The following is a 17,524-nucleotide window of genomic DNA, read 5'->3' as shown; positions in this document are numbered from 1 at the left end:
CTTTTTTTAAGAACAATAAGTTGTATTAATTGGATGGTAAATAAATTGGCTTCCAGTCATTTAGCTCCAAAAATAAATACGTCAACCTTTAATAAAAACGCCCATGAATAAACCATACCATTTCTCCCATTCTCTTATAGGTTTAATAAGCATAACAATGCTGATTGGCTTCATCCAATGTTCAAAAGATCAAATAGAAGAATACAGAACCCAAATCGAAGCTTTCCAAAATAGTCCCATGACTCCTCTCGAAAAATTGGAAAAAGCCTATCAATTTGATACCACTTTTGCCAAATATCAATCAATCATCGAACCCGAACAGGTAAACAAGTTGAACCTATGTCGTGATGAGCTACACAAAACCATGAATCAGTGGATATTCGACTCCTTCAACTCGTTGGAAATAGAAGGCAGATGTGACGAATTAGTAGAACAAACAAAAAAAATGCTCGTTTACAGCAGACACCTTCTCACCCATAGCAGATTTAACAATCCAAACCTCCATCAAAAAATGGAAAATTTGATGCAAGAAATTGAAGAACAAAAGAAAAAATTTGGACGATTGAAGTTATATCTTTACAATAAGCATGTAGAATTGGAAGAAAGGCTAGATTCCATTGAATCAATCCTCCAAACCACCCCCTGTTGCAACCGAGAGGACATTCTGAAAATTAGAGATGAAATCATTCTTCAAGATTGTCTGTATTACTTGTCAAAGACCTCAAGAATGAACTGTTCCGAAATAGCCCACAAACAGCAAGAATATGAAAACCTATTTACCCTATACACGCTCAAACTCGAAGCACAAGAAAAACTTAGCCAGTATATTGTAAATTGGAGTGAAAAATTAAATCAACGTATTCAGACTTCAATTGAGGAAAATGAAATCATCTTGAAACAAAGCATGAAGCACGAAGCGTGTTGCAAAATAGCAAAGGAATATGGACTCATACCCAATGGATCCATCGGATGTACATTTATTTGTATGCAAACCACTCCCGAAGAACTCAAGATTTCTATGAATTCAGATGACCACCACGAACTAATTCACTACGAACAATCCTTCCTTTTTGATAAACCATTCAGTGATAACGATTGTAGAGTCAATGTAAAGGCAACCCTGATTATCAATCACCAAACCTGTGATGTAGAAACAAAAATCGAGGTGATGAAACCACAAAAAATATAGTGTAGATTGTTGAAATACAACACCTAAAAGTCTTCGTGTCTTCATTTATACACATAACTTATTCAATAAATAACTCAAAGTTACTGACCCGCTACAAAATTGCTCTCTCAGAACATATTTCCCTTCATATATCCCCAACTTTGGCACAATTTTAGTCAAGTATATTGTCATGGCACTGTCAGTAAAGCCTTACCTATACCCTTTACGCAAGCTATTCACCTATAATCTCCAAATTACAAGCAACTTGTAAGGTATATTAATTTTTGACTAATATTAATTCTAAGCAATGAATCACACTACTTCATCACATATATTCTTTCCTAATCATCTAAGCATTCCTCAACTATTTGAAGAAATTGTCGCCAAAAACCCAAAAAAAACGGCCCTCATTTCTGAAAATGAAACACTCACCTACGCAGACTTCAATGCCAAATCCAACCAATTGGCGCAGCACCTTCAATCAAAAGGAATCGGAAAAGAAGATTTTGTAGCCTTGTGTTTAGATCGTTCCATAGACATGCTCATCGGCATTTTCGCCATCCTCAAAGCAGGTGGAGCCTATGTACCCGTAGATGTGGACTATCCCACACAGCGATTGCAGTTCATGCTCGAAGATGCCCAAGCCAAGGTCATTCTCACCGAGCAAAAACATTTAGCTCGCATCCCTTCAACCGATGCCCACATCTTTGTGATGGACACCGATTGGCAAACCGTTGAACAATATAGCACTGCAAACGACTACATCCCAATAGCCCAACCCGAGGATTTGGCATACTGCATCTACACTTCTGGCTCGACAGGCAAGCCCAAAGGTGTGATGCTGACCCACGAAAATGTGATGAACCAACTCGAAGGACAACAAGAAATTGCACCCATTCCAATAAGCAAAATGTTGCTCACTTGCTCCATATCCTTTGATGTATCCGTCCTCACCATTTTCTGGACAATCTTGCAAGGAAGCACATTGGTATTGCCCGAACAAGGCGAAGAAAAAGACATTCAGCGATTGGCAAACCTTGTTGAACGCCACCAAGTCACACACATTTTGACCTTGCCCTCACTGCACACTTTGATACTCGAACAAGCTCCGCCCCACAAATTGCGTAGCCTTCAATTGGTCAATGTATCAGGTGAAGTTTGCCCCACTGCAATGACACAAAAACATGAGCGACTCATTCCCCACTGCCAACTCTACAACCTCTACGGCCCAACAGAAGCCACTGTCAACTGCACTTTTTTCACCATTCCCAAAGGATTCAGTGACGAAAAAGTACCAATAGGTATTCCCATCAAACACTACGAAATTTTCATTCTAAACGAAGAACTACAACCCGTTGGAGATGGAGAAGTGGGCGAAATTTACATTGGAGGAACAGAAGAAATTTTGGCAAGAGGCTATTGGAACCGTCCCGAACTCAGCGCAGAAAGATTCATCCAAAATCCTTTCTACAATACAGACATGCCGCTTCACGGTAAACGGTGGACGGCAGATGGTGGACGACAGACGGTGAAAGATAACACTCCAATATCCCAACACCTTAACACGCCAACACGAACAAAAACACTATACAAAACAGGCGACCTCGCCCGTTGGATGCCCGATGGCAATGTAGAATTCTTAGGACGCATCGACTATCAAGTAAAATTCAGAGGATTTCGAATCGAATTAGGAGAAATCGAAGTCGCCATAGGACTCCATCCATCTGTCAAAGAAACCGTTGTAGTCCTTCAAAACCAACACCAAGTAAACCAACAAAAACTCGTTGCCTATCTATGCCTACACCCCAATTTATCCCTAAACGTATCTGAGATTCGTGCATTTTTGGAGGAAAAACTACCCGACTATATGCTGCCCACAGCCTTCGTATTCCTCCCACAAATGCCCCTAACCACCAACGGCAAAATTGACCGACAAGCCCTACCCGAACCCACCAAATTGCGCCCCGTTTTGGAGCAAGCATTTATTGAACCATCAGGCAATTTGGAAAAACACTTGGCAAAAATTTGGGAAAAACTCTTGGAAATCAGTCCGATTGGTCGCCACGACAAATTTTTTGAACTCGGTGGAAATTCCATACAAGCCGCACAATTCATTGGAGAATTGCAGCAACAATTGGATGCCCCAATTTTCATCACCACCATTTTTGACAACCCAACTATTGCAGAATATGCAGCGATGTTGGAGGAAAGTTACAAGGAGGAATTATCCTCATTCCAACCGTTATCAAGGTCTGCGACCGTTGACAAGGTGAGCGAAAACTTTGACAACGGTTCTCGAACCTTGTCAACAGTTGAAGCGGATACAAACAAAAAATCCGTCCACCGTCCACCGTCCACCGTCAGCCGTTCCATAAAAACCTTCCCCCAATACCTCCACACCATCCAAGAGTTCAACAATAAAACAATTCAGCAATTCAGCAATTCAGCAATAAAACAATTGAACCATCCTCCCATCTTCATCCTCGCCCCACCCCGTTCAGGCACAAGCCTATTGCGGGTCATGTTGGCAGGACATCCAGAAATATTTGGAGCAAACGAATTGCAGTTATTGCACTTCAACACATTGGAGGAAAGAAGCCAAGCATACAGCGGCAAATTCAGTTTGTGGTTAGAAGGATTGGTGCGGGCAGTCATGGAATTGAAGAACTGCGATGCCGACACCGCCAAAGGCATATTGCAGAAATTGGAGCAAAAAGGGTATGATACCACACAAGTATTCCAACAATTGCAGGAATGGGCAGGCGACTATCATTTACTCGACAAATCACCTTCCTACGCCCTCGACCACAACGCATTGAAGCGTTCCGAGCAAATTTTCGACCAAAAAGCAATTTACATACACTTGGTACGCCATCCCTATTCGATGGTCAAATCTTTCGAGAAATACCACTTCGACCAAGTATTGCACATCAAAAATCACCCCTTCAATACCCAAGAACTCGGCGAATTGGTTTGGCTGCAAAGCCACAAAAACACAGTTGATTTCCTGCAATCCATTCCGAAAAACCGTCAATTCAGGCTGCAATACGAGGAATTGGTCGCAGAACCCGAAAAAACCATGCGCCAATTGTGCGCTCAAATCGGCTTGGACTACCATCCCAGCCTCATTGCCCCCTACCAAAATCTCGACCAGAAAATGGTAGATGGCATTTACAAAGATTCTCGCTCTATGAGCGACGATAAACTATTGAAGCAAAAGGGCATCAATCCAAAATTGGCAGAAACTTGGAAAAAGGTGAAAGAGGATAATTTCTTGAGTGAAACGACTTGGGAATTGGCTACTAACTTAGGTTACCCGATGGCGGACGGTGGACGACAGACAATAGACGAAACACAACTCAGTAATGGCGAATTCATCAGCCGAAACACCATACAAACAGACGCAAATACGGATACACACGAACACCCCAACACCTTAACGCCCCAACACCTTAGCACCCCAACACAGGATATAGCCATCATCGGCATCGCCTGCCGCCTCCCAGGAGCCAACACACCCCACGAACTGTGGATGAACTTGGTCAACGGAACAGAAGTCGGCAAACAAGTCACCGCAGAAGACCTATTGAAGGCAGGCTTAGACCCCAATATGTTGGACGACCCCAATTTCGTAGGGCGGCACTACACCTTAAACTATGCCGACTGTTTCGATGCAAAATTCTTTGGCTACCATCCCAAAGAAGCCGAAATGATGGACCCTCAGCACCGAGTGTTTTTAGAAACCGCCTATTCTGCCCTCCAAAATGCGGGCTACAATCCTGAAAACTACGAAGGTAAAATTGGCATCTTTGGAGGAGTGGCACAAAATACCTACTTCAACAACAACATCGCCACACATCCCGATTTGCTGCAATCATCAGGTGAATACACCAGCACAATCGGCAGCGAAAAAAGCTTTTCCATCACCAGAGTTGCCTACAAACTCAACCTCAAAGGCCCAGCCGTCAATGTCCAAACAGCTTGTTCCAGTTCAGGTGTAGGCGTACATTTGGCTTGCCAAAGTTTGTTGAATGGCGACAGCGATATGGTCATGGTCGGCGGTGGACGCATACAGCCACCTTTGGCTTCGGGCTATGAATACACCGAAGGCGGCCCTCTTTCCCCAGACGGAACTTGCAAAGCTTTCGATGCAGATGCAAAAGGCATGGTGCGAGGAAATGGCATCAACATCATCGTCCTCAAAAAGTTGGACAAAGCCATTGAAGATGGCGACTACATTTATGCGGTCATTAAAGGAACTGCCATCAACAACGATGGCTCCGACAAAATCGGATTTACCGCTCCAAGCATCAAAGGACAAGCAGCCTGTATTGAAGCTGCACAGAAAAAAGCGGGTATCACAGCAGACGACATACAATACATTGAAACACATGGAACAGGCACTCGTTTGGGTGACCCGATAGAACTTGCAGCACTCAGCCAAGCTTTCCGCAAAACGACCGACAAAAAGCAGTTTTGCGCCATCAGTTCCATCAAAACCAATATTGGACATTTGGACACAGGGGCATGTGTAGCGGGTATCATCAAAACGGCTTTGTCGCTTTGCTATGAATTGATGCCTCCAACGATGCACTTCAAAACACCGAATCCTCAAATCCCTTTTGAAAAATCCCCATTTTATGTGAATCAACGTTTGCAGCGTTGGAAACGGAGTGACAAGCCGAGACGGGCTGGAGTAAGCTCTTTTGGATTGGGCGGAACGAATGCACATATCATATTGGAGGAAGCTCCTTTGATTGAACACAGAGGCACAGATGCACAGAAACACAACTTGTTTTTATTATCTGCAAAAACAGAAAATGCCCTTGAAGAAAGCACAAAAGACCTAAGCACTTTCCTTCAAAGGAAGCCAGAAACAGAATTGAGTCTAACCGATGCTGCTTACACTTTGGCAATTGGTCGCCAACATTTCCAACACCGCAGAGCGATTATCGCCAAAAATCACGAAGAAGCGATTGCAGCTTTGGAGAATGTGAAAAACCCAAATACGGTTTCAGGTTTGCAGCAAGGAGCAGCACCTTCCATGGTGTTTTTGTTTGCAGGAGGTGGAGCGCAATATGTGGAGATGGCGAAGGATTTGTATGAAGAAAATCCAATTTTCAGAGGATTTGTGGAGGAATGTTTGGAGATATTGGAGGCGAATCATGGATTGGAGGTAAGGAAATTTATTGCAGGTAGCCAAGCGAAAAACTCGCCAACACCCAACGGGTTCGGTGACGTTAATGAAAGCGAAGACAATTTAGCCGCCCAACTCCGCCGTCCTTCTCTCGCTCTCCCAACCCTACTCACCATCGAATATGCCTTAGCCAAATTGTGGCAATCTTGGGGAATAACGCCCTCCGAAATGATTGGACACAGCATGGGTGAATATGCAGCAGCTTGTATTGCAGGAGTTTTCACCATCGAAGAAGCCTTGGCATTGGTTTACACAAGGGGCAAATTGTTTGAAAGTTTGGAGGTAGAAGGCGGTATGTTGAGTGTGCCGATGACCGAATTGGAGGCTCGAAAGTACATGCAGGGTGATTTGAGTTTTGCAGCCATCAACAAACCGAACAACTGTGTGATTTCGGGAACAGTGGGAGCGATTGACGCTTTGCAGCAGCGATTGGTGGCAGAAAACATTGATGCCAAACGCATTCACATCAAAGTAGCCGCACATTCTCCACAAGTTGCGCCCATCATGGGACAGTTCCACGATTTCTTGCAAACCATCAACTTTCAAGAACCCCAAATTCCTTTTGTGTCCAATGTGACGGGAACTTGGGCGAATCCAGAGGAGGTGATGACCGCTGAATATTGGGTAAGTCATTTGCGGAATACCGTCCGTTTTTCGGATGGATTGGAGGCGATTTTTGCGCTCCCCAATCGGGTTTTATTGGAGGTTGGGCCTGGTCAAACACTCTCGACTTTTGCCCGTCAGCATCCCGCCAAAAATTCTAAGCAGTTGATTTTGGCTTCGCTTCGACACCCGAAAGAGCCTAAAAACGATGTGGAATTTCTGTACAAAACCGTTGCGAAACTTTGGTTGGAAGGCATGGAACTGGATTGGAAGGCTTTTTATGCAAATCAAAATGCCAAAAGAACACCATTGCCAACTTATCCATTTGAGCGCAAACGGTATTGGATTGAGCCTTTTGACGGAGGACGGCAGACGGTGGACGATAGACGGGAAACTGAACGCAGAGACGGAGAGGCGCAGAGAAATGGAGTACAGATTGAACACGGAGGCACGGAGATACAGAGGAATGGGTATCATCAGATGAATACCCAACCAACCAACATGAACACATTAACACAGCAAAACTTTAACACGCTATCAACCCAAACTAACATGAACACACAAACAACTAATCACATAAACACAAGCGCAGTGCCACGAAAAGAGCGCATTACCGAAAAAATCAAAGACGTATTGTTTGAATTGAGCGGCGTAGAACCCGAAGAAATGGAAGAACAAGCTACTTTCTTAGAATTGGGTTTTGACTCACTGTTTTTGACGCAAGCCATTACAGACATCAACCGTCAATTTGAACTCGACTTGACTTTTCGCCAATTGTTTGAGGAAGCACCAACGATTGATGCACTTTCGGAGTACATTGATGGCAATATTCCAGCAGATATGTTTCAGGAAGAGGTGAGAGTTGAGATGGAAGAAGTGGGAAGCGAGAAGCAAGATATTGGAGGAAATGGTCAAGTTGTGGAAAGTCAAGTCTTTGCCCAGCAAATTCCTCAACCACCAGTCACCAATCACCAATCACCAATCACCAATATCCAATATCCAACCTCCAACGGCTCTGCAATTGAAAACATCCTTAGCCAACAGATGGCATTGATGCAGCAACAGTTGGCATTGTTGCAGGGGCAAAATCTTCAACAAACTCCTCCAATCGTTCAGCCAATAGGCCAGCAAACTACTTCAATTGTTGAACAGAAGGCTAACCATCAGCAAAGTTTCAGTTCGAATGGTCATCATTCCAATAACGGAGTTTCTCAAAAACCAGCGAATAAATTCACCGATACAAACACTACCTCAACACCTCAACACCCCAACACTTCAACACAAAAAGAAGAAACCCCAAAAGCTTTCGGCCCTTGGAAACCTGTGAGCAAAAACACCGCAGAAATCACTCCTTTTCAAGAGCGAATGTTGAAAGAGTTTTTGGCAAACTACAATGAGCGAACCAAAAGCTCCAAAGCCTTGTCACAAGCGCAGCGCAAACGTTTGTCCGACCCTCGTTCCATTCAAGCCTTCAATAAGTTGTGGAAAGATGGCATTTACCAAATTGCTTCCTCACACTCCAAAGGCGCAAAAATTTACGATTTGGACGGCAATGAGTATGTGGATTTCATGATGAGTTTTGGGATTGCCTTGTTTGGGCATACGCCTGATTTTGTGCAAGAAGCAGTGACAGAACAGTTGGCGAAAGGAACAGAACTGACCGTTTTGACTCCTTTGGCGAAAGAAGTGGCGGATTTGGTGTGTGAAATCACAGGCAATGAACGGGCTACGATGGTGAATACAGGTTCGGAGTCGCTTTCAGCAGCAGTTCGGGCTGCAAGAACAGTAACGGGAAAAACTCGAATTGCCTACTTTGAAGGAGATTACCACGGCATTACAGACGAAATGTTGGGCCGTCCCATCACAATTAGAGGTCAATTGAAGACCTTGCCTGTTGCACCTGGTATTCCCAAAGCTTCGGTGGAAAATGTATTGATTTTGAGCAAAGATGACCCAAATTTATTGAATATCCTTAGGGAAAATGCAAAGGATTTGGCGGCTGTTTTGGTCGAACCTGTACAAACACAACAGCCACATTTGCAGCAGTTTGAGTTGATGAAAGAATTGCGGAAAGTGACGGAAGAAGAAAACATTGCCTTGATTTTTGATGAAATGGTCAATGGTTTCCGTTTGCATCAGCGTGGGGCGCAGGCTTGGTACAATATTGAAGTGGATATTTGCTGCTATGGAAAAATTGTAAGTGGCGGTTTGCCGATGGCGATTGTGGCGGGCAAAGCGAAATATTTGGATGCTTTTGATGGTGGTCAGTGGCAGTATGGAGACGATTCATTTCCAGAGGCTTTGGTGACTTTTTATGGCGGTACATTTGTGAAACACCCCTTGTGTTTGGCCTCGGCTAAGGCTGCTTTGGAACACATCAAAGCGGGCGGTCCACAATTACAGGAAGAACTGAATGAGCGTGGAGCGGCTTTTGCGAGAAGGCTTCGGGATTTGTTTTTGGAAACGAAAGCACCTTTGGCGATTAAATCAACTTCTTCGATTTTGGCGGTGAAAATCGCTGATGGAAACCCTCTTTCGGATTTGTTTTTCCATGCTTTGCGCTATCACGGAGTGCATCAAACGGAGCGTTCAGGTTTTGTTTCAACGGCACATACCGATGAAGATTTGGAGTTTGCCTTCAATGCGTATAAGGCTGCAATTCAGGAGATGTTTGACAGAGGCTTTTTTGAGCCTTATGGTGGGGAAGATTTGAATTTGATTGTGGGGAGTCCGAGGCATTTAGGTGGTAGCGAAAACTTTGGCAACGGCTCTAAGACCTTGCAAACAGTTGAAGCGACTACAAGCAACCCACTCCAACTGTTGCCAAAGTCTGCGACTGTTGGCAAAGTTTCCATTCCCCTAACCGAAGGACAAACCGAAATTTGGTTGAGCAATCAGTTGGGAAACGGGGCTTCAATGGCTTACAATTTGTCGAGTCAGATTCGATTGGAGGGTGATTTGAATCAGCCTGCTTTGGAACGTGCAATTGAGAAATTGGTGGAGCGACATGAGGCTTTGCGGACGACTTTTAGTGAAGATGGACAGACGCAGTTGATTCACGCTGCAATGGAGGTGAATGTGCCTTTGTTGGATTTGACGGGATTGAATACGGATGAATTAGGGTTGAAATTGAAGGAATTACATCAATTGGAGGCAGAAACGGCTTTTGATTTGAGTGAAGGGCCGCTTGTGAGATTTAAACTTATTAAAATTAACGAAAACAGCGAAAACTTTGGCAACGGTTTTAAGACCTTGCCAACAGTTGAAGCGAATACAAGTAGCCCACTCCAGCAGTTGCCAAAATTGGAAATTGTTGGCAAAGTCTCCGTTCAACCAGCTACCATTCACCTCCTTTTCCTAACCGTCCACCACATCGTTTCGGATGGTTGGTCACTGGGCATTCTCATCAACGATTTGGGTGAATTGTATGCTCAAAGCGTAGGGATGAACGCCAAAGATATGAAGCAACCCAAGCAGTTGAGTGGCTACGTTTTGGAGGAAGAAAAAGCGAAGGAAGGCAAGGCGTTTCAAAAATCAGAGGCGTATTGGGCGAAGCAATTTGAAGGGGAAATTCCTGTGTTGGAGTTGCCGACGGATAGGGTGCGACCACCTTTCAAGACCTTCAATTCTGCAATGGAAACCTTGCATTTGACGAAAGAAGAATACCTCCAATTGAAGAAGGCGGGAGCGAAAGAGGGAACGACTTTTTATGTATTGATGTATGCCGCTTTCCAAACTTTTTTGCACCGTTTGTCGGGACAAGATGATTTTGTGTTGGGTGTTGTGGCTGCTGGTCAGGCGATTGCAGGAAATCAAGATTTGGTGGCGCATTGTGTGAGTGTCTTACCTGTGCGGATGCAATTGCAGGAAAACAACAGTTTCAAGGCGCATTTGAAGCAGGTTCGCAGCACGATTTTGGATGCTTTTGATCACCAAAACTATACGCTTGGTGCTTTGGTCAAAAAATTGAAGGTGGCGAGGGATGTGAGTCGGCAGCCGATTGTGTCGGTTTTGTTCAACATGGACAGCGATGCGGGCAAATTGAACTATGCGAATGTGACGGCAAGTACAAGTCCGATTCCAAGAAATTACGAAACATTTGACATCTTCATCAACATCAAAGTCGTAGCAGATGGGCTTGATTTTGAGTGGATTTACAATACCGATTTATGGGATGCAAGCACGATTCAAAGCCGTTTGGCAGAATGGAAGGTCTTGCTCGAAGGCATTGTGGCGAATCCAGAACAGTCTTTGGCGACTTTGCCGATGTTGCCGCAAAGTGAGCAAACGCAATTATTGAAGTGGAATGACAATCAAGTAGCTTTTCCAATAGGTGAAACCGCACATCAATTGGTCGAAAAACAAGCTGCAAAAACGCCTGATTTGACTGCTTTGGTTTTTGAAAATGAGCAATATACGTATCGTGAACTAAACGAAAAATGCAATCAATGGGCGCATTATTTCAGAGGTGAAGGACTGCAATCAGGTGATGTCGTGGGCATTTACCTCGACCGTTCCGCCGAAATGCTGATGGCGATTTTGGCGGTATTGAAGGCGGGAGGCACGTATTTGCCGATTGACCCAACAAATCCCAAAGACCGTGTGACCTTGATGTTGGAAGATGCGGGTGCAAAATGGGTGATTTGTGAGCGAAGTTTGGAGGAGAATATTGCGGATTATCGAGGTTGTGAAAAATGGATTTTGGAGGATTTTACTTCAAAAACTAATGCAATGTCGACTGCAAATCCAACTTGGGCGATTCCTTCAAAGGGTTTAGCGTACATCATTTACACATCGGGTTCTACTGGAAAACCTAAGGGCGTTGAAATTTCGCACGATGCGGTGGTGGATTTTCTGTATGGAATGAGTGGAACGCTGCAAATCAAGGAGAAAGATGTTTTGTTGTCGGTGATTTCGATGAGTTTTGATCCTTCAATTCAGGATTATTTCTTGACCTTGATGAGTGGTGCAACTTTGGTTTTGGCGGACAAACGGACGGTGAAAGATGGCTTTTTGTTGAAGGACAAATTGGAGGTTTTGCAGCCTTCAATGATGCAAGCAACTCCTTCTACTTGGCAATTGCTGCAAGCGGCTGGCTGGGAAGGTGCTGCGAATTTGAGAGTGGTAAGTGGGGGCGAAGGTTTGCCGCATGGACTTGCTCGTTTTTTGGTGGACAATTGCAGGGAGGTATGGAATGTGTATGGCCCGACTGAGGCAATTATCTGGGTGACAACGCAAAGGGTGACGACTGAATTGTTGGACAGCCAAAAGGATGTGCCGTATGTGAGTATTGGTCATGCGATGCCGAATATTGATTTGTATGTGTTGGACAAGCATTTACAGGTTGTTCCGATTGGAGCATTTGGCGAATTGCACATTGGAGGGAGATTGGCGGAAGGCTATCACGGAAGACTTGAATTGACCGCCGAGCGTTTTATTCAACATCCTTTCAAGGCGAATGAAAAATTGTATAAAACGGGTGATTTGGTGCGCCGATTGCCGAATGGTGACATTGTGTATTTGAACCGCATGGATCATCAGGTAAAAATCAGAGGGCATCGGATCGAGTTGGGCGAGATTGAAGCGGTGATTTCGGAGGTTGAAGGTGTGCATAAAAATGTGGTGGTGGTTCGCAAGGACTCCAATGATTTTCAACAGTTGGTGGCGTATTTGGTGATGGAAGCAGGGCAAACGATGGATATTGCAATGTTTCAAGCGCATCTTGGTACGCAATTACCTGCTTATATGTTGCCGAATTTTTATGTGGAATTGGAGGCGTTTCCGTTGAGTACGGCTGGTAAGGTGAACCGAAAGGCTTTGCCTGCACCTGCGGAGAGAGCAGTTGTTTTGGATGAGGATAGACATTTTGGTAAAACGTTTCCACAGGATGCACCGAAAACGGAGACGCAGGAAATGTTGGCGGGTTTTTGGCGAAAATTGTTGAATGTGCAACAGGTGGGTATTCACGACAACTTTTTTGAGTTGGGAGGTCATTCGTTGTTGGCGGTTCAGTTGATTTATATGATTAAAAAGGCTACTGAAAAGCAACTTTCTTTGATGCAATTGCTTGAAAATGCTACGATTGCTAAGATTGAACGCTTGTTGGATGGTGGAGACAACGATGGTTCTGATGGCAGTGATGGTGGAGATTCGCCTTCACCGAGGGATGAAGAATTGATAGTTGATAATGAAAAATTGAAAATTGAAACCTCACTTGTTAATGGGACTTCAATTCAAGGTGGCGAAAACAAGTCACTCCAATTGTCGCCGAACCTTTCGGGTGTCGGCGAAATTTCCGTTCAGAGTAGCGAAAATAGCCCACTTCAACTGTTGCCAAAATTGGAAATAGCCCACGATACATCTGGACAGGTTGGCAAAGTTTCCGTCAATGGAAAAACTACCTCAAAATTGAATGGACATTCTATTTCCAAAGACGAATCAACAGTTATCAATCATCAGTTACCAATCACTAATCACCAATCACCAATCATTCTACCACTAACCGAAGGTCAACAAGAAATTTGGCTGACGCATCAATTAAGTCGAGAAGCTGCCATTTCTTACAATTTGCCGATTGAATTGCGATTGAAGGGAGTTTTTGAAGTAGAGGCGATGGGGACGGCAATGCAAAATTTAGTGGACAGACATGAGGCTTTGCGGGTGACTTTTGACGAAGATGGACAGACGCAAACAATTCACCCAAAAGAAGATGTAAGTTTGGATGTGGCTTTTGAAGATGTGAGTGAATTGGATGAAGATGAACGTATGGAGGTCTTGGCGAAAATCTATGAAGAGGCTGCTATGACTCCTTTTGATTTGGTAGAAGATGCGGTTGTGCGCTTCAAAATTGTGTGTCTGCAATCAGATGAACACTTGGTATTGATGACCGTTCACCACATTGCAGCAGATGGTTGGTCTATGGGTGTTTTGAAGCGAGATTTGGGAGAATTGTATGAATCTGCATTGACGGGAAAAAATACTTTGCCTCCAGTAAGTAAGCAGTTGAGTACATTTGTAGAGGAAGAAATTGAAGCACAAAATTCGGTGGAATACCATGCGGCAGAAGCTTATTGGAAAAAACGTTTTGCAGATGAAGTGCCTGTTTTGGAATTGCCAACAGATTATGCGTATTCAGGGGCATTGAGTTTTCGAGCTGAATCGGAGAAATTGCATTTTTCGGAGGCCGAATATGAGCAAATTCGCAGGTTTGCAGCGCAAAATGGAGCTACTTTTTATATGTTTATGCTATCTGCCTTTCAGGCATTTGTGTGTCGCTTGGCACAGCAAGAGGATTTTGTTTTGGGTATTAGTGTGGCTACGCAGAGCATTGTAGAAAACAGTGATTTGGTGGCGCATCGCCCAAGTGTTGTTCCGATTCGATTGACGGTCAATTCTGAAGAAAATTTTACGACACATTTGAAAGCTTCTAAAATGGCGATGTTGGAGGGGATTCAACATCCTTTTCCGATGGGTAAGTTGTCGAGGGTGTTGGAGTTGAACCGTGATTTGAGTAGGCAGCCGATTATTTCGGTTTTGTTCAATACGGCGAGTGAAATGGAGTTGGAAAGTTTTGGCGGATTGAAAGTCGAAAGTGGTTATCTGCAAAACGATTTTTGTGCGTTCGATACCTTCATTCACATTACTTATGGCAAAAGTGGTGTAGATTTCAAGTGGGTCTATAATCCGAGTTTATGGGAGGCAGGTTCGATTCAAAACCGTTTGCAGGAATTTGGTACTTTGTTGAAGGGTATTTTGGCGAATCCGCAGCAGTCTTTGGCGACTTTACCGCTTCTATCAGAGGCTGTTCAGCAGAAAATGTTGGTGGATTGGAACAGCAATGAGGTGGCATATCCTATCAATCAACCTGTGCATTGTTTGTTTGAGCGTCAAGTAGAAAGAACGCCTGATAATGTGGCGGCTGTTTTTGAAGGTAATTCAATGACTTACCGTGAATTGAACGAAAGTTGCAATCAGTTGGCAAATCAGCTTCGATTGGAGGGTTTGCAGACTGGGCAATTGGTGGGGATTTGTTTGGAGCGTTCGATGGAGATGTTGATGACTATCATTGCAGTGGTGAAGGCTGGAGGAATTTATATTCCGCTTGACCCTGTGAATCCGATGGATAGATTGAAGGGGATTGTGGAAGATGTGGAAGCTCCATTCTTGATAAATCAAGAAAATAAAAATGGACTTACTGGAATTGAAGGATGTAAAGTCTTGATGATTGAAGATTTATTGAAGGACTGTAAAATGGCTTCGAAGGCGAACCTTCAATTGGAGATTAGTCCTAAACAAAATGCCTACATTATTTTCACCTCTGGCTCAACGGGTCGCCCAAAAGGTGTGGGCGCAAGGCATGAATCGGTGGTGGGTTTTTTGTATGCAATGAATGAGGTGGTAAATTTGACCGAAAAAGATACGGTCTTCAATGTGGCTTCAATGGCTTTTGATCCTTCGGTGCAGGATTATTTTATGACCTTGATGGTCGGTGCAAAATTGGTGTTGGCGAGTCGTGAGGCGGTGATGGATGGATTTTTGTTGCGAGAAAAATTGGAGGAATATCAGCCTACTTCAATGCAGGCTACCCCTTCGGCATGGCGACTGTTGTTGATGGCGGGTTGGCAAGGTGGTCAGAATTTGAAGGCATGGTCGGGTGGTGAAGGTTTGACACAGGAATTGGCTTGGGAGTTGGTGAATCGGTGTAAGGAGGTTTGGAATATTTATGGACCTACTGAAACGACTATTTGGGCGACTGCAAAGCGTGTGACCAAAGAGAGTTTGCAATCTGAAAACAACATGGGCTATGTGTGTGTGGGTAAGGCGATTACTAATTATCCTTTGTATTTGTTGGACAAGAATTTGCAGCCTGTGCCTGTGGGTATTCCTGGTGAGTTGTATATTGGTGGTGTGGGTGTGTCGGATGGTTATTACAATCGAGAAGATAAGACGAAGGAGTGTTTTGTGACCTCCCCTTTGCCACTACAAAGGAGGGGTATTTATAGTGGAATGGTTTATAAAACTGGAGATATTTGTCGGTATTTGGCGAATGGGGATTTGGAGTATTTGCATCGGGCGGATTATCAGGTGAAGATTCGTGGTTTTCGGATTGAGTTGGGAGAGATTGAAGCGGCGATTGGCGTTTTTGAGGGTGTTCAGCAGAATGTGGTGATGGCGAAGGAACAGGTTGGAGGCGATAAACGTTTGGTGGCTTATGTGGTGATGAATCCAGAAAGCACATTGGATATGGGCGAATTGAAGGTGTTTTTGAAAGATAAGTTACCTGACTATATGGTGCCGAGCGTGTTTGTGGAATTGGAGGAGTTTCCGATGACGGCGAGTAGAAAGGTGAACCGAAATTTATTGCCTGAGCCTGATTATGGTGAGTTGACTTCTGAAAATGAATTTGTTGCGCCTCGAACAGAAATGGAAACAATGTTGGCAGCATTTTGGAAAGATTTACTGCAAGTCAAGGAAGTGGGTGTATATGATGATTTCTTTGAGTTGGGTGGTCATTCTTTGATTGCGGTGCAGTTGATGGCAAAAATCAGACAGGCGACGGATATCAAATTGCCTTTGGCGAGTTTATTGGAGAATGCAACGATTGCTCAGTTGGCGAAATTGTTGGGTGGAAGTGAGGAGGATTTGCAGCAGCATTGGAGTTCTTTGGTGCCGATTAAGACGAAGGGCAAGAAATTACCAATTTATTTGGTGCATGGTGCTGGTTTGCATGTGTTGTTATTTAAGACTTTGGCGAAATATTTGGATGCCGAACAGCCTGTGTATGCTTTGCAAGCGAAGGGCTTGGATGGTAAGTCTGAGCCTTTGGATACGATGGAAAGTATTGCAACACACTATGTAAGTGAGATTTTGCAGCACAATCCTGAGGGACCTTATTGTTTGGCGGGGTATTCGATGGGTGGTTTGATTGCGTATGAGATGGCAAGGATTATGAAGGAAATGGGCAAAGAGGTGCAGCTATTGGCGATGTTTGATACAGTGGCGGCTACGAATCGAATGGAATTGGATGGTGAGCAATATGAGCAAGCAGGTGGTCTGAAAAAATGGGGTAGAAAGGTGGGGTATAACCTATCGCTCTTGGTGAAAAATCCTGTGAAAACGTTGGCGTATAAGTCGAGTGTGTTGAATCGCCGTTTGAAGCGGAGTAAGGGCAAGGTGGCGAACCCAACAGCGGTGAATGGGAATGTGCAGCAGGTGGAGGAGCAGTTTACGGAGTATGGCAATCGGATTGACCAAGCGAATATGCGGGCTTATGAGAATTATGTGTTGCGTCCTTTGGAGGTGAAGATTGACTTGTTTCGGGCGAAGGAACAGTTGTTTTATGTGGAGGATTTTGAGTTTTTGGGCTGGAAGTCTTTTGCTATGGGCGGTGTTGTGGTGCATGAGGTGGAAGGCAATCACCTAAATTTGTTTGATGCGCCGAATGGGGAGATTTTTGCGAGGAAGCTGCAGGGGGTGTTGGATAGTTGATATTGGATAATCGAAATTTTGAGACTCCTTTAAAGAGATTTTGTTTTTAGGCTTTTGTGTTATAGAAC

Annotated in this window: 2 protein-coding genes; both read left to right on the top strand. The window is 44.1% G+C overall.

The genetic code is table 11. The annotated features are described in order from the left end of the window. The first annotated feature begins 238 nt into the window (after positions 1-238). Complete coding sequence (locus R3E32_21405) at positions 239-1,189, top strand: hypothetical protein (protein ID MEZ4887303.1); 951 nt, start codon at positions 239-241, stop codon at positions 1,187-1,189. A gap of 286 nt (positions 1,190-1,475) precedes the next feature. After that, the gene (locus R3E32_21400; GenBank protein ID MEZ4887302.1) at positions 1,476-17,456 is read left to right on the top strand and encodes an amino acid adenylation domain-containing protein; all 15,981 of its coding nucleotides are present in this window, start codon (positions 1,476-1,478) and stop codon (positions 17,454-17,456) included. Positions 17,457-17,524: the final 68 nt, after the last annotated feature.

The sequence above is a fragment of the Chitinophagales bacterium genome (assembly GCA_041392475.1).
GTDB lineage: Bacteria > Bacteroidota > Bacteroidia > Chitinophagales > UBA2359 > JAUHXA01.
The sequence above is the reverse complement of the archived record's forward strand: the minus strand, read 5'-3'. Positions and strand labels throughout refer to the sequence as shown.